Raw genomic sequence first — 24705 nt, 5'->3', positions numbered from 1 at the left:
TGCTGGTTTTTAGAATCCAAGATTTAAAGTAAAAAAGAAGCTTTGAACCGCCGGGAATCCAAGACCTGAAAAGCCGACAGCATTACCGCCTGCACCCGCACTGAACGATTCAGGGTCAAATCCATCCCAAGGTGTGTAAAGGATGATATTGTTAGCAGCAACCGATGCCCTCAGAGATCTGATAAAGGTCTTTTCCAATAACCTTGGGTTGAAATTATAGCCAAGTGTGATGTTCCTCAGTTTCACAAAGCTCGCGTCTTGCACAAAATTTTCACTGACTGACCTATAGGTATTTCTATAAAAACCCGCTCCATAATTTCTCCCATCAGGACCTACTCCTTGACCTAACCATACCTCTTGGGTATTCTGGGATCCATCGGATAATACACCTTCAAATACCTTAGTATCATTTCGGTCATTTGTGTATTCATTGAGTCCAAATGCGGACAAGAAGTTATCAAATTGATTATATTGATCTACACCCCATCTCCAATCTACCAAGAAGGAGAAATCCCAATTCTTATAATTGAAATCATTTCGGATTCCACCAAACCATTTGGGAATGGCATTACCCAAAATCAACTGGGTTCCGTCTCGAACAGGAAATCCATTAGCACCTATCACAAGGGGAAGGTTTCTATCCAGGGTTTCTACCCCTTCAGGTCTTCCTCCTGAATAAAATCTAGTGTAGCTACTTCCATAAATATCCCCATAAGGCCTTCCTTCAATCAGTTTCATGGTAACCGTACTACCGACATATCCAAATTGGCTGCCAATGATTATTTCATCAATACCCTCTCTGATAGATTTGACCTGATTATCATTGTAGGATAAATTGAAATTGATATTCCACCTAAAATCACTTCTTTGCATGGCCAAAGCTTTGATCATGAATTCCACTCCTTCATTTTGAATCTCACCCGCATTGGTAATGTAGGAAGTAAATCCTGTGGCTGGCGATACCGGTACTGGTATAATCTGATCCTTGGTGTTATTTTTATAATAGGCAATATCAACCTCTATTCTATTATTCAAAAAACCAAGTTGAGTACCTAATTCTATGGATGATGTTCTCTCTGGCCTTAAATTAGGATCTCCAAATCCACCAAATCTTGTGAAACCAACTTGCCCATCCAATGGATAAATCGACGGTGTCACATAGGTCGCCCCAAGCAAATGAGGGTTGGTATCTTTACCTACCTCTGCATAGGAAGCTCTGATTTTTCCAAAAGACATCCAAGATGGTAAATCAAATGTTTCAGAAAACAGGTAACTTAAGTTGAAGGATGGGTAGAAAAATGAATTGTTTTGTTGGGGCAAGGTGGAAGATATATCATTTCTACCTGTAATGTTCAAGAAAACTGTCCCCTGATAATCCACAGTAACATCCCCGTAAAAACCTACCAATCTGCTGATACTTTTTCCCTGATCACTGAATACCTGCCTTGTATTGGATAAGTTAAAAAACTCAGGAATAACAAAATCTTGTCCTAATGAAGATAATCTGTCAAATTTTCTCTCAAATATATCATTCCCAAATCTCAGGGAGGTATGCCATTTGTCACTCCACCTTTTTTGCATGGAAACAATAAAAGTGGAAGTCAGATCTCTACTATTGATCCTTATTTCTCTGATAAAACCTGTGGCACTCAAAGGCCTTTCGCCATCGATCCCTTTAGGGCCAGGGGTGATTTCAGTCCTGCTATCGGAAAAAACATCTGCTCCAACCCGATAAGTAAAATCTATCCAATCCGCAGGCTTGTAGTTTAAAGTAACGTTTCCTATCAACCTGTCCACATTATCTTCAAAGGTACTGAACCTTGCATCATAGATCGGGTTTGTGTTAGAACCATATGTTTTCATGGTTCCGTCAGGATTGATGTAATCCCTTACATCTTGTGTCTCGGCCCAATAAACCATTCTTTCCATGAACCTATCATGAGGGACTCTGTTTCCACCTGAATTGATATAATTAAGGGAACTTGAAAAATTAAATTTCTCTGAGACTTTTATCTGTCCATTTAATTTTGCCGAGGTTCTTGACCATCCACTAAATGGCATGATACCGTCGTGGTCAAACCTTCCAAAAGAGCCAAAGAATGTGGCATTTTCACTTCCTCCCGAAATGTTTAAATTATTGGACACCTGAACACCTGTATTAAAAACCCTTTCCCAGTTATTCTGGTATTTGTGTCCAGGTACAGTCTGGGCTACCTCTGAGATAGGAGCGCCCCAGGAAGGCCAAAAGCTCGTTGGATCAAAAACACCACTAAATCCTTGACCGAAATTTTCCTGAAGTCTTGGGATTCGGTTTGGGGTTTCAAAACCCACAGAAGAACTGAAGTTTACCTCAGTTTGACCTGCTTTTCCTCTTTTGGTGGTGATGATGACTGCACCATTTGCCGCGCGAACTCCATAAAGAGCAGTTGCAGCGGCTCCTTTAAGAATACTCATCGATTCCACATCATCAGGATTAAGATCCGCCACCCTATTGGATAGTCCTCTAGGTGTTCCTGGAGATTCGACGGTAGAGTTGTCAATCTGAATACCATCCACGATGAACAGGGGCTGATTGTCCGCTCCTGGACTCAATGAATTGATCCCTCTTATGACGATTCTGGCACTTTGACCAGGTGCACCACCTGCATTGGTCACTTGAACGCCCGCTGCCTGACCTTGTAATGAATTGACCAAATTAGGTTGTTTGGTCCTGATGATATCATCACTGTCTACTCTTTGAACAGCATACCCAAGAGTCTTTTTATCCTGCTCGATACCAAATGCAGTCACTACCACTTCTGAAAGTTGCTTGGTATCAGTGACCATCACCACATCAATTGTAGACCGATTGTTAATTTGAACAGATTGGCTTTCAAAACCAATAAATGAGTAATTCAATACACTGTTTCCTGTAGGTACACTAATAGAATAATTTCCATCAATGTCTGTTACAGTACCGATGGTAGTATTCTGAACCAAAACAGATACTCCCGGAAGTGGCTGTCCATCATCGCGGGAAGTTACTTTTCCTCTAATGGTGGCGTCTTGGGCAAACACATCCGGTATGCCAAAAGAAATCACCCATAAGAAAAGAATGAGACCAGTAAATTTTCTCTTCATAGTTGTTTGAATTAAGGTTAAAGATTAGTTTTCAATATTCACCGTCATTAAAATAACAGACCAAAGGCATTAAAACAGGTTGATCAATCTAATTCTTTGAATCAAAACAGCAAAAACCAGCATATCTTCTGGTTTTTATACAGATTTTTAGAAGCAAACCAAACTGTTTTTAAGATTTATAAAAACCTATATTATTACATTTTATAAAATTTTACAACAAATAGGCTTGATTTAATTTAACAAAAAATTATAATTTTACTTTAAGTCGAAAAATAAAATTTCATTTTTAATTAAGTTATTTTGCGACATATAATTTCTAATTACTGCAAAAATTTACAAATTAGATTTTAGATAAAAAAAGTTATTCGCCTCATTGCCAGTAATTCAATATTTTTCAATTAACAGTTCGGACGTCCGAAGTTGGAAGTATCGTACATTTCGATTACCTGACTAGAAGTTTATTGAATTACCATTTAACTGGCATCATTGTGTAAATACATTTAAAAAATATGTTTTTGAATATTAAAAGAATATGCAGAAAATTCTTCATTACAGTGTTCTTACACTTCTTTCTATAGATTTATTGACAAGAGACTTAAAATACTCTAATATGTCATAGTCAAAAAAAAAGCCATCTTCAAGACGGCTTTTTTTAAATCGGTTTTGGTACTTCTACTGTATCTCGATATTTTCTATTGAAACGATTTCCTTCGAAACATCAGGAACTACCTCTTGAATTTCTATTTTTTCTACCTCATTATGAGTTCTTGTATGTCTATCACCTTCAGAAATATGCGGTGCGATTACCAGGGCTACTATTGAGGTCAATTTAATCAATATGTTCATAGATGGACCTGAGGTATCTTTAAATGGATCGCCTACTGTATCTCCTGTAACAGAAGCCTTGTGGGCATCAGAACCTTTATATTGCATCACACCATCAATCATCACTCCTTTTTCGAAAGATTTTTTAGCATTGTCCCAGGCACCACCGGCATTGTTTTGGAAAATACCCATCAGTACCCCTGATACTGTAATGCCTGCCAAGGTTCCCCCCAACACTTCCGGGCCAAACGCAAAGCCAACGATTATTGGGGTCAACAAAGCAATTGCACCTGGTGCAACCATTTCCCTCAATGACGCCTGAGTGGATATTTCAACACATTTTTCATATTCCGGCTTGGCTTTATACTCCATGATTCCGGGAATCTCTCTGAATTGTCTTCTGACCTCATTGACCATGTCCATGGCAGCACGGCCTACAGCTGCAATTGCCAAGGAAGAGAAAATAAAAGGTATCATCGCTCCGACAAAAAGACCTGCCAGTACGTCTGCTTTATAAATATCTATGGAATCAATTCCCGCAATTCCAACATAGGCGGCAAACAATGCCAAGGCCGTCAAAGCAGCAGATGCAATCGCAAATCCCTTTCCTGACGCAGCAGTAGTGTTTCCAACAGCATCGAGGATATCAGTTCTCTCTCTTACTTCTTTTGGTAAACCTGACATTTCAGCAATACCACCTGCATTATCTGCAATAGGACCAAAAGCATCAATCGCCAACTGCATGGCTGTCGTTGCCATCATACCTGCAGCCGCTATGGCTACTCCATATAATCCGGCAGCCAAAAAGGAAGTGTAAATACCGGCAGCCAAAACCAGAATCGGTGCAACAGTCGATTCCATTCCCACAGAAAGTCCTCCAATGATGTTAGTGGCATGACCTGTAGAAGATTGTTTGATAATCGAATTCACCGGACGCTTGCCCATAGAAGTATAGTACTCGGTAATCATACTCATCAAAGCACCTACAATCAAACCGATAACTACGGCACCGAAAACACCCATTTTTGTAAAGACAATTGAACCTCCTCTTGATAAAATCAAATCACCATCAGGCAACATATACATAATCAATGGGTAAGACGCCGCAACAGTTAACAAAATAGAAATCCAGTTTCCTTTGTTCAATGCAGCCTGTACGCTATCAGTTTCTTTAGTGATCTTGACAAAGAAAGTTCCTACGATGGAAAACATCAATCCCAAACCTGCGATCACCAATGGTAATAAGACAGGAGCAATTCCACCGAAGTTATCAGCAGAAACAATTTCTCGGCCCAATACCATGGAAGCAAGAATAGTAGCTACATAAGAACCAAAAAGATCAGCTCCCATCCCCGCAACATCTCCTACGTTATCCCCAACGTTATCGGCAATGGTAGCAGGGTTTCTTACATCATCTTCAGGGATTCCGGCTTCAACCTTACCGACCAAGTCAGCACCTACATCAGCGGCTTTGGTATAAATACCACCACCCACACGCGCAAACAATGCAATGGATTCAGCACCCAATGAAAACCCTGCCAATACTTCGAGGGCAGTTTCCATGGCAGCTCCATTTACATCTCCCCCCGTGGAAAGGACAAACATATTATAAAATACAATAAAGAGAGAACCCATACCAAGTACTGCCAATCCAGCAACTCCAAGGCCCATCACCGAACCTCCGGTAAAGGACACATTCAATGCGCCTTTCAAACTTGTTTTGGCTGCTTGTGTTGTTCTTACATTGGCCTTGGTAGCGATATTCATACCCATGTAACCCGCAAAGGCCGACAGAAAGGCCCCAATGATAAATGAAATTGCAATAACCGGACTTGAGGTTTCCACCAATGTTCCTGACCAACCTAAAATAATTGCGGCGATAACTACAAAATAACCAAGGATTTTCCATTCGGCTTTTAAAAAGGCCATGGCACCTTTGGAAATGTGGCCTGCCAATTCCACCATATTTTCATCCCCGGTTTCCTGCTTGTTTACCCAAGCAGATTTAAATGCCATCACTATCAGGCCTATAATCCCCAATACAGGGACCAAATAAATAAACATTTGTTCCATAATGCTTTTTAAGAGTTTACTGTCAAAATTTTAATCCGACAAAGATATTATTATTCATATATCTACCAACCAATTCAGATAAAAGTCATGTTTTTATAACCAAAGAATATTTGTACCAAATTTCCACTATTCAGTCAAATAATGTCTAACAAATCCTTAACTGACGTCGTGGTTACAGGATCAAAAAAAATAACTATATGAATTGGAACAGTATTTTTTACTATTTTCAATTTCAAAACAAGCACCCATGACAATAGGTATCATTCTTTTGGCAATTTTCTATATCTTGATGCCAGCAATTATATTATACTTTTGTTTCAAGTACCCCACACTCAATAAACTTGGCCCTGTCATCATCGCTTATATCATTGGAATATTATTGGGTAACACAGGACTCCTGCCAAGTATGGGGACCTTCCTGAATGAATTTCTGGTCACCAATCCCAAAGCAAGTCCTGAGGAAATAAAAGAACTCTTGGATAATGGTCAAATCGTTGAAGAAAATTTACTTGCTTTTCAGATTTATAAATTAAGAGACGTCTTAATGAGTGTTAGTATTCTTTTGGCCATTCCTTTAATGCTATTCTCTTCCAATATCAAACAATGGAAGGAAATGGCTGGAAAAACGTTTTCCTCCTTATTGATCGGTCTGTTTTCAGTAGTCTTTGTGATTGTAATTGGCTTTTTCATTTTTCGGGAAAGTGGTATTAAAGACTTATGGAAAGTTTCAGGTTTATTGATCGGGGTTTATACAGGAGGAACTCCAAATTTGGCTTCTTTGAAAATGATGCTGGATGTGGATGCCAACACCTATATATTGACGCATACCTATGACCTGATAGTTGGTGTTTTTTACCTTTCGTTTTTACTTTCCGTAGGACATAGATTTTTTAATAAATACCTTACCAAATTCCCTTTGCCTACAGGACAATTCGAACTTCAGGAAAATGAAGAAAAAGAAAACTTTTGGGGTTTTTTAAATAAAAAAACACTATTTCAATTGGGAAAGGCCTTGCTGGTGGCAATTGGCATTTTGAGCATTGGCGGAGGATTATCGCTCATGGTCCCGGAGAACTTGCTGATGGTAGTAGTAATCCTCAGCATTACCACCTTGGGTATATTGGCTTCGCTCATCCCTGCAATCAACCGAGTAGAAAAATCATTTGATGCCGGTATGTATCTGATCCTGATATTCAGTCTTGTGGTGGCATCTATGGCTGATATCAGAAACTTTGAAGGACTCACCCCTGCCCTATTGGGTTATATATCCTTGGCTGTTTTTGGATCGCTGACAGTCCACGTTTTACTGAGTAAAATTTTCAAAATTGATGCCGACACCACCATGATCACTTCGGTAGCTTTTATCTGTAGCCCCCCTTTTGTGCCAGTCATTGCCGGTGCATTACGAAACAGACAAATTATGGTATCTGGTATTACCATAGGAATCATTGGATATGCCATTGGGAATTATCTGGGCTTTTTGGTAGCCAATATTTTAAAGATGTTTTAAATCTCACTCCAGGTGGATTGCCCTTATGATCCATATTCGATAGTTGAGACTTGAAACGTGAGATTTTAGACCTGTCGGCCGGTCCCATAGGAACTAAGATGTTTACCCTCTTGAGGTTGAATTTCTAATTAAAGGTGTGCCAATTTGCCATTACATTAAGCCATATATACTGGAATTACAAATTGCAATGAAATAAAGGTGTAGATCAAATCCACGCTTAGTCCACGGATAAAATTTAAGATTTGTGATTTTTTATTTTAGATTTATAAAATGGATTATATGGTAATGAATGAATTCTCAAATCATCCTACTTTTAACTTTGCACTACTTGTCTGCTTTTGATCATGCCCCTTTTTGGTACTTGGTACGTCGTACGACTTGTCCGCCATGGCGGATTGTACTTTTTTCAAATCTAAAATCTACCTTCTAAAATCTACCCTCTCCTATACACCAACCTATCCATCACCCAATTGGTCCTTGCAGCTGAAGTCCCGGTACTCATACACTCTCCTGAACCTAAAAGATCCTCAACAACAGTTTTGATCAAAGGCTCCTGAATATGATGTGGCAGGTCCACTTGGAAGTGCATCGTTTCTTGACCATCTTTTTCTAGGACAAACTCTCCCTTTCCAAAAGTCTCAAAGCTGATTTTCCCTTTACTACCGTATATAATGATCTCATCTATTTCCGAAGTTTTGGAAGTAGTGAAGCACCAATTTCCTGTCCCGAGTACCCCATTTTCAGAAACAAAACTCCCACCGACAATATCTTCAGCCTGATAGGACTTGGCCTGATTGGCAGAAAAACCGTTGGCTTGGACAATAGGTCCAAAAAAGAAATCTAATAAATCCAATTGATGCGAAGCTAGATCAAAAAAGTACCCTCCTCCTGCTATTTCCGGGTGTATTCTCCAATTGTCACCCATCTTAGCCACCAATTCAGGGATCAAAACCTGCTTTAAATTGATATGTACAGTTCTGACATCCCCTAATGCACCTTCCTCAATGAATTTTTTGATTTTCAGAAAATGCGGTAAAGCCCTCCGATAGTAAGCCACATAAAGTGGTACACCTGCTTTTTCACAAACGGCTATCATTTCTTTGCATTCATCATGTGTCCTTCCCATAGGCTTTTCCACATAAACGGCTTTGCCGACAGCAGCAGCCAATTTGGTATATGGTAAATGCATATGAGGTGGGGTGGCAATGTAAATGGCATTAACCTCCGGGTCATTGACCAATTCCTCTGCTGAGGTATACCATTTAGGAACATGATGTCTTTTTGCATAATCCTTGACTTTTTCCTCATTTCTCCTCATTACTGCCACCAAGCGACTATTGGGTATGAGATTCATGGCAGGTGCTGATTTTATTTCACAGACATTGCCTACACCCAATACTCCCCAATGAATATTACTATCTATTATTTTTTTCATTACCCTAAAATTAAAATTTTTCCAAATACGAAGCCTCTCGCCTTTTTAAAAAGAATAAATTTAGTCTTTATTAAATATATACTTAAATTTAAGTTATCTGAATTTCTTATTCATGGTTATACGCTTCTTTGCCAATGACCCATTATGCTATTAAAGACCGAAGTCGGATGACTGATATATAGGACACTTTCATTTATTGCATTGATGAATACATTTAACCAAACTTCAAACCTATAAATTGATTGATTTTTCAATTTTAAAAATTTAAACTAATGAATAAACTATCACCGCTGCTTTTATTTGATAAAATAGACTCAGACATGTCATTTTTGACTACTTGTTTTAAAAAAGTGTTGAACAGCTTGGGTGAGACTGAGCTATCAGGACTCCTTGAAAAAGAAATCGATCTAAACAAAATAGCTGATCTGGGACCTAATTTGGAAGAAAAGCAGATCCAAATACTCAGCATTTACTTACAACTGATGAATCTGGTTGAAGAAAATGCGGCTGTTCAGTTTAGGCGTAAAAAAGTAGATGAGGCCGGAATGCCCGGCATCAGAGGTTCTTGGTCAGAGACTTTCAATAGGTGGAAACAACGGGGACTGAAAGAATCACAGATCTTGGAAATCATCCAGATGGTCAATGTATCCCCTGTGCTTACTGCCCACCCAACAGAAGCCAAAAGAATATCCATTCTCGAACTTCATAGAGAGTTGTACCTCACTTTACTCAAGCTGGACAATAGCATTTACTCTAATATCGAAAGAAAAGCCATTGAAGAAGAAATCACCACACTTTTAGAAAGGTGGTGGAGGACAGGTGAAGTTTATCTGGAAAAGCCTACTGTGAAAGCTGAACGCAATAATGTCATGCATTACCTTACCAAGGTTTTTCCAAAAATCCTTGAAAAAAGTGACGAGAAATTAAGGATGAGCTGGATTGAAGCAGGTTTTGATCCACAATCTTTACGCATGGCAGAGGAATTCCCGCAAATGACTTTTGGTAGTTGGGTGGGTGGTGACCGCGATGGACACCCCTATGTCACCGCAGCACTTACAAAGGATACCTTGATAGCCCATAGAGAAGCAGCGCTTTGGCTTCTCAAAAAACAATTGGTTGCCCTTGCAGCAGAAATGAGTTTTTCTGAGATCCGAAACCCAGTTCCTCCTGATCTTGTAAAAGCTATCAACAACTTGTCGGTAGTTTTTGGCGAACAGGGAAAAAAAGCTGTGGAAAGGAATACTTATGAACCTTGGAGACAATATATCAACCTGATGTTGTTGAAACTTGAAAACACAATAGGCGGGAATTTTGAAGAAAACAAGCATTATTCGAGTTCAAACGAATTGGCAAAAGATCTTGAAATTCTTAGAAAGAGCCTTTTAGAAATAAAAGCATTCAGGATTATCGAAAAATCGATTTTCCCCTTGCAGCGGTTTGTCCAATGCTTTGGATTTCACCTTGCCAAATTGGACATCCGTCAAAACAGTGAATTTCATGATCGGGCCATACAACAAATTTTAGAAAAAACCGGGTTTGAAAACTCCTCCTTCAGTACATGGGAAGAAGAAGAGAAGATCAACTTTTTGAGCAAGGAACTGAAAAGCGGAAGACCATTTGCAGCTTCAGGAAAATCATTTGGCGAGGAGGCGGATAAAGTACTGGACTGTTTCAGAGTGATCAAAGAACATTCGGACAAATTTGGTAATGAGGGAATTGGTTCATTCATTGTTAGCATGACGAGAGGCGTTGCAGATTTATTGGTGGTTTTTGTTTTCATGAGAGAAGTTGGTTTGGATAAAAATCAGTTTCATGTAGTACCGCTATTTGAAACCATAGATGACCTCGACCATTCGGACCAAATCATGGATGCCTACCTATCCCATCCTTTTATTCCAAAAAGTGATATACAGGAAATTATGTTGGGTTATAGTGACAGCAATAAAGACGGAGGGATACTTTCCAGCAGATGGAATATTTACCAAACTGAACTCAGATTGTCCAAGATTGCCAAAGACCATAGTATTCGCTTCAAGTACTTTCATGGAATCGGCGGTACCATTAGTAGAGGAGGTGGCAAATACCACAGGTTTCTTGAAAGTATGCCCGCAGGAAGTCTAAGCGGTGAAATCAAACTTACCATACAGGGTGAGACCATTGCCCAACAATTTGCCAATCTGCTCAATGGAACCTACAATATGGAAATGCTGCTGTCGGGAGTTGCTTTGCAAACGGCTTATTTCAAGCATCCAAACGGAATACCGGAATACCCAAATGAAATCATGAAATTGCTTTCAGATTTTTCTTTGGAATATTACAAACAGTTGATCAAACACAAATCCTTTATTGAGTTTTATGGTGAGGCAACTCCTATTGATGTCCTGGAACTTACCAAAATCGGATCCAGGCCTGCAAGACGTACCGGAACAAGGTCACTTTCAGACCTCAGGGCCATTCCATGGGTATTCAGCTGGAGTCAATCCAGATTCAATATTACAGGCTGGTTTGGTATAGGCCATGCACTGTCTAGATTGAGAAAGGAAAAGCCAAAAGATTATCAAAAATTGCGGAGCCTTACAGGAGAGTGGCCACTACTCATGTATATACTTATCCAACTGGAAACCAATCTCATGAATTCTGACACCAATTTGATGGAGCGGTATTCAGATTTGGTCAACAATAAAAATGTCAAAAATGAAATTATGGAAATCATTTTGGAAGAGCACCGACGAAGTCTGGATGAAATCGGAGATATGTTTGATAGTGATCGTGAAACAAGAAGAACCAGCCAAATCAACAACATGAAAAGAAGGGAATTTGCTTTGAACACATTGCATAAATTTCAAATACAAAAATTGGGGGAGTGGAGAAAACTCAAAACAGATAATCCGGATGTGGCAGAGCCTATGATAAAAAAACTGCTGGAAATCACCACCGCTTTGGCTAGTGGTCTTAAAAACACCGGCTGATCAAATAAACAATCCATTCTCAGCTGGCACCGTTATAAAGAGTACGTCTACAGTTCCATTCAGAACTAAAAATTTTACTGGCTTTCTAAGTTCATCATACTTTAATCCCAAATTACCAAAGACATGCTCAAATCCAAATTTATCACAGAAAACCCAAAACTCTATATTTTTTTACCACTTTACTATACGCTTTGGGCGGACGGGGTACTGACCCCATCAGAACTTAGAGAAATCAATTCATTGATCGATAAACAATCCTGGATCAATGCAGAGGAGAAAAATTGGCTGATTTCACTGTTGGACCCAAGCAAACCTCCAAAACCTAAAGACTTCAAATCCTGGAAATCTTCTGTCAAAAAACTGGATCTGAACAATTTGCCAAATCTATATGAAATCGGGAAAGCTTTGGCCACTCATCATTCGGGACAGAAAAAGCTGAACTTCAAATCAAGCCTTCAAACCGATTTTCAGGAAACAGAGTTGGCCCTGGGTTTATTGAGCAAGGAAGCAGGTTACACTTTCAAATCAGACCATAAGACCATTACCACAGAGTATCATAAAGAAAGCAACTTTGATATAGGTCAAATGACTTCCTTATTGGATGGAAGCCAACACACTTTAATCAAAAATGTAAAAAGAATTATCGCTGATCCCACATTTGCCTACAGAGAATACGACAGCCTTTTCGACCAAAGAGAGCAAGTCTTGCAATGGTGTCAGGAATTGGCAAAACAAGGTTATGGTTCCTGGGCATTCCCTGAATATGCCGGAGGCAAAGATGATATGGAGGGGTATTTCACCATCATGGAAACTTTGAGCTATCATGATCTGAGCATGGTGATCAAATTTGGGGTACAGTTTGGACTTTGGGGTATGAGTGTTTTCTTTTTGGGAACAGAAAAGCACCATAAAAAATACCTCCAAGATATCGGAAGCCTGAAACTGCCCGGGTGCTTTGCCATGACCGAAACCGGCCATGGTTCCAATGTGAGGGGATTGGAAACGACCGCCTCTTACAATCACCAAGACCAAACCTTTGTCATCCATACCCCAAATCCCGAAGCCAGAAAAGAATATATTGGAAATGCAGCACTTCATGGTCAAGCTGCAACTGTATTTGCGAAACTGATCATTGATGGGGAAGATTATGGGGTTAATGCTTTTGTTGTTCCTTTGAGAACTTCCGAAGGAAAAAGCATCAAAGGTGTGAGGATAGAAGACTGTGGCAGAAAAATGGGCCTCAATGGGGTGGACAATGGTGTTATCTATTTTGACCAAGTAGTTATTCCAAAAGAAAACATGCTGGATAAATTTGCCGCTGTCAATGAGCAAGGAGAATTTGAAAGTCCAATCAGTTCAGATAACCGAAGGTTTTTCACCATGTTGGGAACTTTGGTAGGCGGCAGAATCGGTATTCCCCGTTCAGCACTTTCAGCCAGCAAGACAGGTCTGACCATCGCCATCAGGTATGGGGAAACAAGAAAGCAGTTTGGTCCAGAAGGTGGAGAAGAGGTGCCTATCCTGAATTACCGCATGCATCAGAGGAGATTGATGCCTCCTTTAGCAAAATCCTATGCACTTCATTTTGCCCTAAAATACCTTACCCAAAGATTTTTGGAGAGAAAAGAAGAGGATGCCCAGGAAATCGAAGCCTTGGCAGCAGGACTTAAGGCCTATACAACCTGGTTTACAACCTCCACTTTGCAGGAATGCAGGGAAGCCTGTGGTGGAAAGGGATATCTTTCCGAAAACCGGATTGATGCGCTCAAGAATGATACGGACGTGTACACGACTTTTGAAGGGGATAATGTAGTTCTGATGCAATTGGTGGCCAAAAATAGGCTGACTGAATTCAGACAGGAGTTTGGGGATATGAACATTTTCACCGTTTTCAATTATATAGCAAACCAAGCAAAGACTTCCTTTATTGAGAAAAACCCCATCATCATCCGCAGTACTGACCAAGACCATCTCTTAGATTTCAACTTTCATCTCAGTGCATTTATGTATAGAGAAAAAGCCATCTTGAGCAGCGCAGCACAAAGGCTCAAAAGGCATATTGATGAAGGTATGGACTCCTTCGATGCATTCAATGTGGCCCAGCACCATTTGCTCAATGTTGGACAAGCTTATATTGAGAGGGTAGTCTTGGAAGAGTTCCAAAAACAAGTTCACGAAATCACCGATGAAAACTGCAAATCAGCCCTGACCCAACTTTGTCAGCTATACGCTTTGCATACCATTGAACAAAACAGAGGTTGGTATTTGGAACAGGGTTACATGGAAGGAAACAAAACCAAAGCCATCCGTAAGGAAGTCAATCAACTCTGCTGGGAAGTTAGGAAAAATGCCCTTGCTCTTACGGATGCTTTTGACATTCCCGAAAGCTGCATTGGGGCACCGATTGCGATAAGGAATGAGATTGGAAGTTGGAAGTCCGAAGTATGAAGTTGACGTCATTCTGAACGAGCTTTATAAAACTTATTATTTTCCAGAAAACTCTTAAGCGAAGTGAAGAATCCCCTGCGGAACTTTAAAAGGTTGAAGATGAATTGTAGTAGGCAAGTTGTCCTAAGCCTTTGGCTTCGTGACCCTGAGTATTGTAACGCCAAAATTCAACCCTCCGCTTTCTCCTTCAATGCCATATTCATTTTGACAAAGTTTTCCCTGGTCTGCTTCCCGATTTTCTTCAAAATCATACTGCTCAGAATCCCTGAGAAATGCTCACCGTGGTTTAATTTGACCTGGTTTGGGTTGATTTCTTCGATTTCAAAATAATGATGGCCATCAAACAAACCTTTGATCCATAATTTCCCCAGCCAATCGAAATACCGATAGCTTTCAACTTTTAGTATCGTGGGCTTAAAGGTTATGTCTTTATCACCGTTTTTCATGGTATTGGTCAATTTTTTTCCAACAACAGCCTGCCCTTTACTTTGGATGATAAATGGATTCCAACTGCTATAATTTCCAAAATCCGTCAGGATATTCCATACTTTTTCCTTGGATGCATTGATGATGATTTCAGTTCTGATCTTCATGAGCGTATCGTTTGATGTTCCTGTCAAAAGTAGATAATCGGTACCCTTAGGTTCGTTATCTTTTGTTAAGAAGTCTCTTTTTGTTTGAAAAAAAATTTAAATTTTCTCATTGGATTGATCCGATGAATCAATAAATGAATTTACAATTTGAATATTCTTTCTACTTCCAGCTTCGGACTCAATGCTATAGGGGCCAATGTAAGTACCTTCACTCATATCCCTGAAGTCCCAAATTCCACTTTAAGCTTGTTAAAACATAAAGACCTTTTTTTTCTCTTCCGTCTTCGGTCTCCTGTCTTCCGTCCTTTTGCCTCTTCAACTACCTTCATCCTTTCTCCATCAACCGTTTCCTGATCCTGCTTAAACTCACCGGAGTTATCCCCAAAAATGAGGCAATATAATGCTGTGGAACCCGCTGAATCAGGTCTCTGTGCTCTTCCTCAAACTTCCTGTATCTTTCTTCGGGACTATCTAAGATAAATGAAGACAAAATTTTCTGTGCATTGATAAAACGTTGTTCGGCTATTTTACGGGTGATGGTATTCAAGATGGGTAATTTCATATACAAGTCATCCATCTGCTCTTTTGTGATCACAAGCAGTTCACAGTCTTCCAATGTCTCCAAAGATTGTATACTAGGGCATTGCCTAAGAAAGGAGTCATAAGCACCTCCAAATAGCCCCTCTTGAAAAATAAAAGCCGTAATCTCCTCCCCTTCTTTAGTATAAAACAGCCTCAATAATCCTTTGTTAACAAAATAGAACTCCTTGGCTACTTTCCCTTCTTCGATCAACCTAAACTTTTTCGGCACCTGTCTAAATGTAAAGGCTTCCTCAAAAATCCTTTTCTCTCTTGGACTAAGACTAGCAACCTGACTGACTGTCTGATGGATCAATTGATACATATAGCAAAATAGTGGTTGGATTTTGGAAATTCAAGGAGAAATGTTTGGCTAAAGCTAAAATGGTGTTTTACCAATATATTCCTCCAACTATAGCAGGAGGCAATTGATATGAGTTCCACCAGATTTGGTCTCTATATCAATAGGAATGTGGCTTTACCCCATTCTCAAATGAATGCATATCGCAAAATGGGCTTTAACCAAAAGAAAAAGACGGAAATTGTTGAACAAACTTACCCCTTTACCACCTCTATCTTTTTTCCCAAAAACTTGGTAAGTGTATCTGAAAACCGCTGGGCCTCCCAGATTTCCAGGTCCATGCCTGCATCCCCAAAAATCTTTATGGTCAGTTTATCATCCTCAAACACACAGTAAACATTCTCCACCCATTGGTTTTTTGTTTTGTCAAGCCCTACCGCTATCCGAAGAATTCCCGAAAGTCCCAAAACCAACTTCCGGTCTTTCTTGACCAGGTCTTTGATCTTTTTCTTTTTGGGTCCTGACTTCCGATGGTACCTGGCAAGGTTGGCCAATATCAACAATTCACTGTTGGTGAACCCCCTCAACCTACCCTGTAAAATCAAATATTTTGAATGCTTGTGGTAATCCTGAAAATTGACGAAAGTACCAATGTCATAAATAAGGCAGGCATGGTAAAGCAGGTCTCTGGCACTATCGTTCATGCCATGATGGTCTTTCAATTGGTCAAACAGCTGCAAAGCCAACTTGGCCACATGCTTGTTTTCTGAAATATCCGACTCATATTTCATGGCATTCAATAAGCAGCTTCTTTCACGGATATTTTTTCCCTGAACCAAATCTTCAAGTTTTTGGCCATTTTTTTCCACATAATCCACAATCAGTCCATCTCTAAGAGAAGCATCTGAAAGTGTCATTTCCTTCACATCGGCCAAATTGAGCAATTCGAGCAAAAGCATTCCACCCAAGTGAATTGCATCCGCCCTGTTTTCATTGATTCCTGGGATTGTGGCTCTTTTTTCAGCAGGCAGTTCCCATAGCTTTTCTACAATCTTTTCAATGTCTTTGACCTTGACTGTCTCAGCATTGACGGAATTGAGTATATCCTTGCCATTCATCAGTAGAATGGCCTCACCTATTGCCCTGATGGTTCCTGAAGTACCGACCACCTTTGTAAATCCAACTCCCTTTGCATCTACAAACACCTTTTCGGCAATCCCCCTGATATGTGACTTCAGCTCTTCCCGGGTTTGTTTAGAATGCTGCTCTTGGTCTCCGAACTTATCCAATAGCCGCAATACACCAAGCTTCATACTGCATTTGTAGAGTACAGATTCTTTATTTCCGATTACCACCTCTGTACTTCCTCCGCCAATATCAATGACCAATACCTTTCTTTTTTGAAGGTCTATGGCTTTTCTTACCGCCAAAAAAATCAACCTCGATTCTTCCTTTCCAGAAATCATCTGAGGTGAAAGGCCAATATCCTGAATAAGGCGATCCAAAAACTCCCTTCCGTTTTTTGCTTCCCTTGTTGCAGATGTGGCCGCTGTGATGATATGCTCGACCCCATATTCATCTGCCAATTGGACATACCTGGAAATGGTCTGAATGCCGGCGTTGAATGCCCTTTCGCTCAACATTTTATTTGCAAAAACACCGACACCCAACTTGACCATTTCCTTTTCCTGTACCAATACCTCAAAAGTCTGTTTGGAAGTCACCTTGACGATGATCATGTGAATGGAATTGGTACCAATATCGATGGCTGCTAGATTCATGGGATCTTATATCTATAAGTATTTTGATTCATAATAGAAAAAAACAAAACCAATCAATTCTCATCAACCTTGTCTTTTTCACTTTCTTTTTTCTTGTTGAAGTGTTTTTCATAGAAATCAAAAACACGCTTCCAATGGTCATGAAAATCACTTTCATTACTTGCGACTCCGGCGCCGTGACCTCCGTTAAGATAATTGACCCAAGTGACGTCTTTGCCCAACCTTCTCATGGCATAATAAAGCTCTCTTGAATTCCCACCAGGCACATTCCAATCACCTTCACCGGTCAAAATCAGGTGCGGGGTTTTGATCCGGTCTGCATAAAGAACCGCAGTAGTTGCAAAGTATTTGAGCGGTTCATCCCAAAGGGAACCTCCTATTCTATCCTGACCATATTCTGCAGCGGTATAGTTCCTTGTTCCGATTTTAGGGCTATCCCCAAGAAAACTGATGATATTGACCTTACCTGAAATATTGATCGCCGCGGCAAAGCGATCTGTCTGTGTAATCAAAAGCGAGGTGGCATATCCGCCATAACTTCCGCCCTGAACTCCCACTTTATCATTATCCACCTTTCCTTCATCAACCAGCTTATTGATGGCAGAAGTGATCCCTTTCACCCATGCTTCCCCAGGATAACCCATTTCCAAATCAACTGAAGGTCGCAAACCAAAATAACCCTGATTAGCAAAAAGATTCATGTTTCTGTTGAATCCATTGGTGAAGAAAATCTCGTAAATTTCACAGACAAGTGGGTATTTTTTACCTTCTTCATAGTCCACAGGATAATAAAGAATCCCTTTCATTTCCTTTCCATCCACATTTCTATAGGTGATCAATTCCGATCTTGTCAGCTTCTTATCTTTTATCCAATGATTCATATCTGTCAAAGGCTGCATACTGGAAAATGATAAATCAACCGCCACGGCATCCGAAGGCAGGTCACCATCAGAAAGATTCAGAATTCCTTTTTCCCCATTTTTGGCAAATTGGACGCTGGTATACAGTTTTGTGTCCAACAGGATTTCAGACATTTGTTTTTCATTTATATCCAACTTCACAAACCCTCTTTTCCATTCTTTTTTGGCTGAATAACTGAAATAGATATGACGCCCATCTTCAGTCCACTTGATCAGGTCCAGCTCCGGTCTATTCTCCTTTTCCTCTTTGAAATCATATATCATCTCAAGGCTTTCGCCCTGCACATCTGCCCACCAAAACCCTTTATCTGTACTCAATAACAAGCCTTTTTCATCAGGACTCCAGGAAAGGACATTGAATTTCACTTCTTTCTTTTTTTCCTCCTCTTCAAAGGCTTTTCCCTTTGTCAGATTGATGGAATCATTGCTTCCCAATTTCCTCACAAACACATAGCCCGAATCCACCCAAGCATAGTTTGTTTTGGAATCAGACCAGTTAAAATTTCTTCTTTTTTCATTGCGTTTATAAATTACTTTTGCAGAATCGGCAGTGGCAAGGTCAATGTAGGCAACTTGATAGGCCGTTCCCTTATCGCGTACATAAGAAGTTTTTAGAGGAAAATTTTCTGTGAAAATCAATTTTGATCCGTCTTCCGTTATATTCAGCTGGGAATAAATGGATTCGGGTAAAATCTTCTCACTATCCCCGTTTTTAGGATTTACTTTCAGAATATTCGTCAGTGCATTTGTATTTCGGATTTTATCCCATTTGAGGAAAGGCTCTGAGCCATCATAGACTACAATAGGTCCTTTTGTGGCTTCTTCGTAAAGCGGCATGGCTTTTTCCAACCAGTCAGCTTCTCTACTTTTTATATAAAGGAACTTTCCGTCAGGTGCCCAAAGCAGACTTTCGTTGGCCAAAATGGGATTGCCTGAAATCTTTATTTCCCTTTTTCTTTTTCTTCCTATATCATAAACCATCAAATGGAGTTTATCCTCTCTTTGTTCCAAAAATGCGATTTCCTTATTGGTGGGTGACCAAGACAAAGAGGTTACTCTTGAAATACCAGCATTTGGCTTCAACTGCTCTCCTGTTTCTGTTTGGATGATTACAAATTCTCCCGGCAGTACATTCATATAGGATGGATCCTGAAATCTAAAATGATCTGTTTGGAAGCGTGCGGAACCATCGCTGATAACTCCTGCCAAATACTTTCCATCATCAGAAAGATTTTGGCTTCCCATTACTTTGACCTGAATAGCATCAGCCACGGTAAAATTGGTTTTTTGGGCCTCAGAATGAAAAGAAACAAAGGATAAAAACAGAAATAGATGGATAAGAGGGCTCGGATATCTCAATTGCATATGATTATATTTTTTCCAAAATAAAAATGTTTTTAATGAATTGCTAACAGTTTGATTGATTCAGTGAAATAACATAGTCAAGTATTAAAAATTAAGAATATTAGATTGATTTGATATTCTACTTCGAATTCAAACAGATCAATTTCCAGCTAAATTTTTTAAAAAATTTAAAAGGTCAAAATTACATCTGCAATTTTTACTGATTAATTGATTGATTATTCCATTCTCAATCTGATTTTGTACAGTTTAAGAATTTCATTTCTTAAAATAGACGTAAAATAATAATTTGTTCCAAAAAATATCTTCCCTTCAAATTTATGTTTTGTAAAATTTGGATAAACCAAAAATTAATTGACAAATATTATTTCAATAAAATAAAAACGCCAAGTGACTTTTGAGTTTTTCAGAACATAAAAAATAGTTTCAAAAAAATCATAATGCTATGTCTACTTCTTTAAACCAAAAAAAGCCTGTGACTGCTAAGCCAATCTTTAAAAATCGAAGTTCGATGACTTTTCCAAAACCATTGTTTTGAGAGTTGAAAACTACTTTAAAGAAACAGGAAAATCCAAAAATGGAGGTTGGGAAGCTTCATTGAAAACCATTTTCCTTTTGACACTTTTCTGTATATTATATGGGCTATTGCTGAGCAATTGGTAAATGAGTCAGAATTTGGAACTGTGGACCAAAAAGATCAATTATTGGACACTTGGACTTTTCATATTTTCAAAAATACCATAGATTTCGCAAGACAAAGTAAACTCGCAAATTTCTTGTTTGGAGGACTCAATACTCATATTATCCATCATATTTTCCCAATATCTGTCATGTTCATTACATCGCTCTTTCTGAAATCATCAAACAAACTGCAGAAGAGTTTAATATTCAATACCATGAAGAAAGCATGTGGGGAGCGATTGTATCACACTATAAATTACTTAAAAGGATGGGGTCCGACAAGTCACCTGGTCAAGGCCTGCTTTTAAATTGACATAAAATCTTATCTGGTTTTTCATCATTTATTTGGGATATTTATATCAAAAGAAAATACAATGACTCAATATTCATCCCCCATCATTTCTCCCGAAGCGCTGCTTGATTTAAAAAAAAATAAAATGTTTATTCTCATAGATGCCAGTTTTGGAAAAAGCAACTACTTGAACAAACACCTCAAAGGAGCCTTGCACGTCGACCTGAACACCGAATTATCTGATATAAAAGAAGATTTTGCTAACGGGGGCAGGCATCCCTTACCTAGTGAAGGTCAGTTTTGTAGCCTCCTTTCAAGACTTGGAATAAGCCCTGAAAGCCATGTGGTAGTCTATGATGACAAAAACGGATCAAATGCAGCTTCCCGGTTTTGGTGGATGATGAAATCCATTGGCCATCCAAAAATCCAGGTACTTGATGGAGGTTTGGATGCCGCTATAAAAGCTGGAATAACCATAGCAAGAGGTGAAAATACTGAACCAATACCGTCTAGTTATCCCAAACAAAATGAATGGATACTGCCAGAAGCTGATCTGTCAGAAGTCGAAAAAGTATCTTTGGACAAAGACTATCTCGTCATTGATGTCAGAGAATCTGAACGGTACAATGGTGTGAAAGAGCCCATAGATCTTGTGGCGGGACATATTCCTGGAGCAGTCAATATACCCTTTTCCCTAAACTTAAATCCAAATGGTTTTTTTAAATCCCCTGAGGAATTGAAGGTACTTTACAGTGACATTTTAAAGAACAAGCCTATTTCAAACATCATTGTACACTGTGGTTCGGGAGTGACAGCATGCCATACTTTACTGGCTTTTGCCCATGCAGGAATTGAAATCCCAAAGCTATATGTAGGATCTTGGAGTGAATGGTCAAGAAATAACAAACCCATTGCTCAAGAATCCTAATAATTCTAATATGAGGCAGATTTTCAGTTTTTGAGTTTAGCCAAATAAAAATAACTGCAATTAAGAAAAACATTAGATGTATCCCTTTACCATACAGATTTATGTTGATTTTATTTTTTTATCTGTATTTGATGTTTAAATTATGGCTGTTTAGAATTTAAAACTTTTAAGGACTCATTTCGATTGGCTAAAAAGACATATTGTTAACACCATCATAATTAATCAATATATTCTTTTGAGACCGAAATCATAAGTGAAAATCTCCAAATTCATCCTTGAACACGATTTAATTTCAAAATGAAAAGAGATATACCAAATTTTCACTTTACAAGAATTTGAATTATTTAATTCTTTACAAAATTTTTAAAACCACCAATTATATGAAAACATTGATAAGGCTTTGCTTATTTGTAATGGTTGCTTTCGCGGTTGTTTCCTGTGTCAGTGATGATGAACCCATTATGGGCCCTCCCGGAATCCAAGGTCCAAGGGGTGAAAGAGGACCTCAGGGTGAGCCTGGCGAACAAGGACCTCAGGGTGAACAGGGTCCGCAGGGTGAACAAGGAGAAGCAGGAAGAGATGGAGAACAGGGAGCTCAAGGAGAAGCTGGTGAAAGAGGGCCTGTTGGGCCACAGGGACCTGCGGGACCAAGTGGACCTCAGGGACCAACTGGCTCTCAAGGACCAACAGGCCCTCAAGGTCCCGCCGGACCGACAGGACCCGCCGGACCTCAAGGAGAAACCGGATCTCAGGGGCCCGCGGGTCCTAGGGGTGAAACAGGACCACAAGGCCCTGCCGGACCCACTGGGCCAAGAGGGCCTCAAGGAGAAACTGGACCTCAAGGACCGACTGGACCAACAGGACCTCAAGGCGATAGAGGACCGACTGGTCCAATAGGACCTCAGGGTCCACAAGGAGAAACAGGACCTCAAGGAGAAGCCGGTACGGCAAATGTCATTTACTCAGATTGGATACCATTTGATGAGTCCAGATGGAGTGCAAATACGATGTTTTTTGGCCGAAACAGCATAGTTTATACCGTAGATGAGCCTCAAGTAACTTCCGGGATTGTAGATAGGGGAACTGTAGCAGTATTTATCAGGTTTGATTTATTCCCTGATATAGTCCAACCTCTTCCAATCACACAGACCATTACTCAATTGAAAAGCCAAAGATTGACCCATTATTTGCAATTGAATAAAATCTTAATGACACTTTCGAATGAAGATAATGCGATGGGAATCATACCTATAGGCACTGATGTTAGTTTCAGGTATGTAATAATTCCTGGGGGGACTCCAACCTCAGGAAGGATTGCTCCTGTAAATTTGAAAGACTATAAGGCTGTGAAAGCATACTACAAAATCCCGGATTGATCTAAAGATTTCCTGTTCTGAAATAAAAACCAGTTAATATGCGAATTATCATAGTATTCCTTTCCTTTTCAATTTTACTCTTGGCCTCCTGTTCTAGACCTCAGCGTGAGGAAATAGATTTTGATGCTTGGGGAAAATATTGGTTTCAGGGCACGGCCGAAATATCGAGTTTTGATCTGGAACAGTACCGATACGGGGAACCAAGAACGGGTGAGGCAGTTTTGATATTTGTAACTGAAGAATTTTCAAGAAAAAACCATGTTAAATTGGATCAAGCAGAAAATGCGGGTTCTGATAAGATTTCGGTAATTAAAATGAACCAAACAAGGGATTTTGTGACAGGAATTTACCCCTACCATATGATGCTATCTGTTTTTACGCCAACAAAAGAAAAAAGTCAAAGTCAAAAGATTAATGCCAGTTCGCAGGAATGGTGCGGTCATACCTTCACACAACTCAATTTGAAGAGCAAAGACAGCTATCAGGGAGAGGTTTTTTCCTACTTCGAAAAAGAGGGCGATGACAGTTTTTCATTTTCTGGATTGCCAGAGGATGAGCTTTGGAATCTGATCAGAATCAATCCCAACCAAATCCCAATAGGAAGTGTAGAAATGATGCCTTCACTATTTTATCAGCGGTTTACACATGATGAATTTAAAACCGAAGAGGCTTTTATCAGAATAACTGACATCAGTAACAACCTCAGTCAATTGGAAGTAACTTACAGTTCTGGCATCAGGGTATTGAAGATTGATTTTGAAAAAGAGTTTCCTTATCAAATTATGGGTTGGGAAGAGAGTCAAACCAAACAAGATGGTACCAAAGAAATCAGTAAAGCGAAAAGAAAAGGTTTGAAAATCGTGGATTATTGGACCAAGAATAAATCTGAAGATGAGTTTTTGAGGCGAGAATTGAATTTAAATTATTAAGTATTCTCATTCCCCCTCACTTAATATACCCACAGATTTATGTTTTTCATAAATATTTTAAATCGGTTTGAATTAATATAAATACATATTATTGCATATATTGCTTTGGTAATTTATTTGTGTTTTTACGTCAAAAATGATTTTAATATGCCAAATCATCCAATTACAATTGAAGGGATTGACTCCAATGGTGGGCTTATCCTTTCCGACAGAGGTAACACTGAAGTAGACCCGGGAGACACTGTGACCTGGATAATCCATCCTCGCTCTGGAGTAAATGAAATCACGGGTATCATCAATAATTCAGAAATAAATATCTTCAGTGAAGGGCCTTCAAGAGTCGGAAATTCGAAAAACTGGAGAGGAACAGTGAATCCAAACATTGGAAGAGGTTCTGAAGAAGAGTATGACATTGCCTATACCAAAAACGGATCCACAACCAACAGGATGTTTGATCCAAAAATTTCGGTTAAACTTTAGAGTGAATAGAAATCATTAGATACTTTTTTATTGGCTTTAAATACATATTCATTGAAAAATTGTACGAAAATCGTTACATTGCTTTACTTCGATTTTAAACAAT

The 24705-nt window shown here is 39.3% G+C and carries 14 protein-coding genes; 7 read left to right on the top strand and 7 right to left on the bottom strand.

The window, feature by feature from the left end:
- Nucleotides 1–9: 9 nt before the first annotated feature.
- Entirely contained in the window at nucleotides 10–3120 is a 3111-nt protein-coding gene (locus HMJ38_RS08895) for a SusC/RagA family TonB-linked outer membrane protein (protein ID WP_194974027.1), read from the bottom strand.
- A gap of 672 nt (nucleotides 3121–3792) precedes the next feature.
- On the bottom strand, nucleotides 3793–6018 hold the full coding sequence (locus tag HMJ38_RS08890) for a sodium-translocating pyrophosphatase (RefSeq protein ID WP_194974026.1): 2226 nt from the start codon (nucleotides 6016–6018) through the stop codon (nucleotides 3793–3795).
- A gap of 247 nt (nucleotides 6019–6265) precedes the next feature.
- Here HMJ38_RS08890 and HMJ38_RS08885 point away from each other — a divergent pair, with 247 nt between their 5' ends.
- Nucleotides 6266–7528, top strand: coding sequence for a DUF819 family protein (locus HMJ38_RS08885; RefSeq protein ID WP_194974025.1), 1263 nt, complete (start codon nucleotides 6266–6268; stop codon nucleotides 7526–7528).
- Between the two features lie 433 nt (nucleotides 7529–7961).
- Here HMJ38_RS08885 and HMJ38_RS08880 read toward each other — a convergent pair whose 3' ends face one another.
- The gene (locus HMJ38_RS08880) at nucleotides 7962–8963 is read right to left on the bottom strand and encodes a Gfo/Idh/MocA family protein (protein ID WP_194974024.1); all 1002 of its coding nucleotides are present in this window, start codon (nucleotides 8961–8963) and stop codon (nucleotides 7962–7964) included.
- 272 nt (nucleotides 8964–9235) lie between these two features.
- Here HMJ38_RS08880 and HMJ38_RS08875 point away from each other — a divergent pair, with 272 nt between their 5' ends.
- Nucleotides 9236–11932, top strand: coding sequence for a phosphoenolpyruvate carboxylase (locus HMJ38_RS08875; protein ID WP_228779971.1), 2697 nt, complete (start codon nucleotides 9236–9238; stop codon nucleotides 11930–11932).
- Between the two features lie 123 nt (nucleotides 11933–12055).
- Nucleotides 12056–14380: an acyl-CoA dehydrogenase family protein gene (locus HMJ38_RS08870; protein ID WP_194974023.1), complete on the top strand. Its 2325-nt coding sequence runs from the start codon at nucleotides 12056–12058 to the stop codon at nucleotides 14378–14380.
- A 167-nt stretch (nucleotides 14381–14547) separates the two neighbouring features.
- Here the strand turns inward: HMJ38_RS08870 and HMJ38_RS08865 are convergent, their stop codons facing one another.
- The 4 genes from HMJ38_RS08865 to HMJ38_RS08850 all read right to left on the bottom strand — a co-directional run bounded on the left by HMJ38_RS08865 (nucleotide 14548) and on the right by HMJ38_RS08850 (nucleotide 19919).
- Nucleotides 14548–14973, bottom strand: coding sequence for an SRPBCC domain-containing protein (locus HMJ38_RS08865; RefSeq protein WP_194974022.1), 426 nt, complete (start codon nucleotides 14971–14973; stop codon nucleotides 14548–14550).
- 325 nt (nucleotides 14974–15298) lie between these two features.
- A complete protein-coding gene (locus HMJ38_RS08860; RefSeq protein WP_194974021.1) occupies nucleotides 15299–15877 on the bottom strand; it encodes a Crp/Fnr family transcriptional regulator in 579 nt (192 codons plus the stop codon).
- A 230-nt stretch (nucleotides 15878–16107) separates the two neighbouring features.
- A complete protein-coding gene (locus tag HMJ38_RS08855; RefSeq protein WP_194974020.1) occupies nucleotides 16108–17634 on the bottom strand; it encodes a Ppx/GppA phosphatase family protein in 1527 nt (508 codons plus the stop codon).
- 53 nt (nucleotides 17635–17687) lie between these two features.
- The gene (locus HMJ38_RS08850) at nucleotides 17688–19919 is read right to left on the bottom strand and encodes an alpha/beta hydrolase family protein (RefSeq protein WP_194974019.1); all 2232 of its coding nucleotides are present in this window, start codon (nucleotides 19917–19919) and stop codon (nucleotides 17688–17690) included.
- A gap of 1052 nt (nucleotides 19920–20971) precedes the next feature.
- On the opposite strand from HMJ38_RS08850, the gene HMJ38_RS08845 reads away from it, so the two are divergent.
- From HMJ38_RS08845 to HMJ38_RS08830, 4 genes are all read left to right on the top strand, one after another.
- Nucleotides 20972–21817 (top strand): sulfurtransferase, encoded by an 846-nt coding sequence (locus HMJ38_RS08845; protein WP_194974018.1) that lies wholly within the window; start codon nucleotides 20972–20974, stop codon nucleotides 21815–21817.
- 380 nt (nucleotides 21818–22197) lie between these two features.
- Entirely contained in the window at nucleotides 22198–23193 is a 996-nt protein-coding gene (locus HMJ38_RS25640; protein ID WP_317174512.1) for a hypothetical protein, read from the top strand.
- Nucleotides 23194–23231: 38 nt separating this feature from the next.
- Nucleotides 23232–24122 carry a hypothetical protein gene (locus HMJ38_RS08835; RefSeq protein WP_194974017.1) on the top strand — a complete coding sequence of 297 codons (891 nt, stop codon included), beginning with the start codon at nucleotides 23232–23234 and terminating at the stop codon, nucleotides 24120–24122.
- Between the two features lie 147 nt (nucleotides 24123–24269).
- A complete protein-coding gene (locus HMJ38_RS08830) occupies nucleotides 24270–24602 on the top strand; it encodes a hypothetical protein (protein WP_194974016.1) in 333 nt (110 codons plus the stop codon).
- Nucleotides 24603–24705 lie beyond the last annotated feature (103 nt).

It is taken from the genome of Aquiflexum lacus, assembly GCF_015476655.1.
Taxonomy (GTDB): Bacteria; Bacteroidota; Bacteroidia; order Cytophagales; family Cyclobacteriaceae; genus Aquiflexum; species Aquiflexum lacus.
The sequence above is the reverse complement of the archived record's forward strand: the minus strand, read 5'-3'. Positions and strand labels throughout refer to the sequence as shown.

Bases quoted from the DNA above. Each gene is read 5' to 3' on its own strand.
- HMJ38_RS08860 (WP_194974021.1), bottom strand. From the start codon at position 15,877: ATGTATCAATTGATCCATCAGACAGTCAGTCAGGTTGCTAGTCTTAGT.
- HMJ38_RS08855 (WP_194974020.1), bottom strand. From the start codon at position 17,634: ATGAATCTAGCAGCCATCGATATTGGTACCAATTCCATTCACATGATC.
- HMJ38_RS08850 (WP_194974019.1), bottom strand. From the start codon at position 19,919: ATGCAATTGAGATATCCGAGCCCTCTTATCCATCTATTTCTGTTTTTA.
- HMJ38_RS08875 (WP_228779971.1), top strand. From the start codon at position 9,236: ATGAATAAACTATCACCGCTGCTTTTATTTGATAAAATAGACTCAGAC.
- HMJ38_RS08880 (WP_194974024.1), bottom strand. From the start codon at position 8,963: ATGAAAAAAATAATAGATAGTAATATTCATTGGGGAGTATTGGGTGTA.
- HMJ38_RS08870 (WP_194974023.1), top strand. From the start codon at position 12,056: ATGCTCAAATCCAAATTTATCACAGAAAACCCAAAACTCTATATTTTT.
- HMJ38_RS08835 (WP_194974017.1), top strand. From the start codon at position 23,232: ATGCGAATTATCATAGTATTCCTTTCCTTTTCAATTTTACTCTTGGCC.
- HMJ38_RS08890 (WP_194974026.1), bottom strand. From the start codon at position 6,018: ATGGAACAAATGTTTATTTATTTGGTCCCTGTATTGGGGATTATAGGC.
- HMJ38_RS08865 (WP_194974022.1), bottom strand. From the start codon at position 14,973: ATGAAGATCAGAACTGAAATCATCATCAATGCATCCAAGGAAAAAGTA.
- HMJ38_RS25640 (WP_317174512.1), top strand. From the start codon at position 22,198: ATGAAAACATTGATAAGGCTTTGCTTATTTGTAATGGTTGCTTTCGCG.
- HMJ38_RS08830 (WP_194974016.1), top strand. From the start codon at position 24,270: ATGCCAAATCATCCAATTACAATTGAAGGGATTGACTCCAATGGTGGG.
- HMJ38_RS08895 (WP_194974027.1), bottom strand. From the start codon at position 3,120: ATGAAGAGAAAATTTACTGGTCTCATTCTTTTCTTATGGGTGATTTCT.
- HMJ38_RS08845 (WP_194974018.1), top strand. From the start codon at position 20,972: ATGACTCAATATTCATCCCCCATCATTTCTCCCGAAGCGCTGCTTGAT.
- HMJ38_RS08885 (WP_194974025.1), top strand. From the start codon at position 6,266: ATGACAATAGGTATCATTCTTTTGGCAATTTTCTATATCTTGATGCCA.